This window comes from Halorubrum distributum JCM 10118 (genome assembly GCF_000337335.1).
GTDB lineage: Archaea > Halobacteriota > Halobacteria > Halobacteriales > Haloferacaceae > Halorubrum > Halorubrum distributum.
This window is the reverse complement of the sequence record NZ_AOJN01000026.1, coordinates 1-1,136: the sequence shown is the minus strand read 5'-3', so window position 1 is coordinate 1,136 and position 1,136 is coordinate 1. Positions and strand designations below refer to the sequence as shown.

Sequence of the window (1,136 nt, the reverse complement as noted above, 5' to 3'; positions counted from 1 at the left end):
AGCGCTGATCAGCCACTACCGACGACTCATTGTAACAGAATAGGTGACTCAGGTCAGGTTCGCTGACGATGCTTTGTGAGGTACTGAATTTTGACAAAGCAACAGTAACGGTCATCGAAGGCGAATCACAACTTAGTTTCCCGCTTTGGGAGGATGAGATTCAGATGCGGATGGATCTTGACCCAGACGACCATGATCTGAACCTTCACGGTGGTTACCCAACACCTCACTCTGTCGGCCGCGTTGCTCGTCAACTGGGAAACGACTTGATGCGTGATTTAAATACACCACTAGATCAGGACTCTATGCTCTCCCGGAACATTGGCACAGGCGAACAAGAAGAAGAGGCAGTACCCTTCCAAGATTAGCGGATGAAGGCATTTGACCTGACACCGATCATCTCGAATTTCTACGGTGGAATCCTCAAAACGGATTCGAAACCTGATTGGGAGGCTTATGTCCTCATTGGACTTCCGTTTATTGTGGCGCTTGTTGGTCTTTATTTACCAATTACAGATTCCATTCTCTCGACGATGATCACTGCCTTAGCAATCTTGTTCGGCTTTACATTTAGTTCGCTCCTCACAACCGCACAGTACTCAGGTCGAGGTGACCGACTTGAGAAACAGATTGTTCAGGAAACCCGAATTGGCACGTCATACGCGTTACTGGTAAATCTGGCATCACTGATCTCAGTGGTTTTATCGACGATTTTTATTGTCGACTTTAGTCAGATTTCCTACCTACCGCTGGCGATTATTTCAGTTGCGGTCTACTATTTGCTATTCCACTACCTTCTCGTTATGATTTACTTAATGAGATACTTGTATCTCCTCGCAGTGGGAGGTGCATTTGAGGAATCTCGAAAAGAATCCGGGAGTCGAACTTCAGTTAAAACGGAAGAAGATGATGCGGCCGAAATTAGAATTGACCAGTAGACCGATGAACGTGAAGCTCGCGCCCGTTGCCGACCAGATCGATACGACCCTCAACAGCGACAGCGCCACGCCCACGTAGAAGTGGTGTGGCGCGAAACATCCGAGTTAATCTCAGTACCTCACAAAGCATCGTCAGCGAACCTGACCTGAGTCACCTATTCTGTTACAATGAGTCGTCGGTAGTGGCTGATCAGCGCT

General features: G+C 47.8%; 2 protein-coding genes. Both read left to right on the top strand.

The genetic code is table 11. The features are described 5' to 3' along the window. Nucleotides 1-68: 68 nt before the first annotated feature. Nucleotides 69-368: a hypothetical protein gene (locus tag C466_RS16455; RefSeq protein WP_152418580.1), complete on the top strand. Its 300-nt coding sequence runs from the start codon at nt 69-71 to the stop codon at nt 366-368. 3 nt (nt 369-371) lie between these two features. Then, nucleotides 372-938 carry a hypothetical protein gene (locus C466_RS16450; RefSeq protein ID WP_152418579.1) on the top strand — a complete coding sequence of 189 codons (567 nt, stop codon included), beginning with the start codon at nt 372-374 and terminating at the stop codon, nt 936-938. The last annotated feature ends 198 nt before the right edge of the window (nt 939-1,136 follow it).

What these genes read in the sequence shown, in the direction of transcription:
- C466_RS16450 (WP_152418579.1), top strand. Translation starts at nt 372, where the DNA reads ATGAAGGCATTTGACCTGACACCGATCATCTCGAATTTCTACGGTGGA.
- C466_RS16455 (WP_152418580.1), top strand. Translation starts at nt 69, where the DNA reads ATGCTTTGTGAGGTACTGAATTTTGACAAAGCAACAGTAACGGTCATC.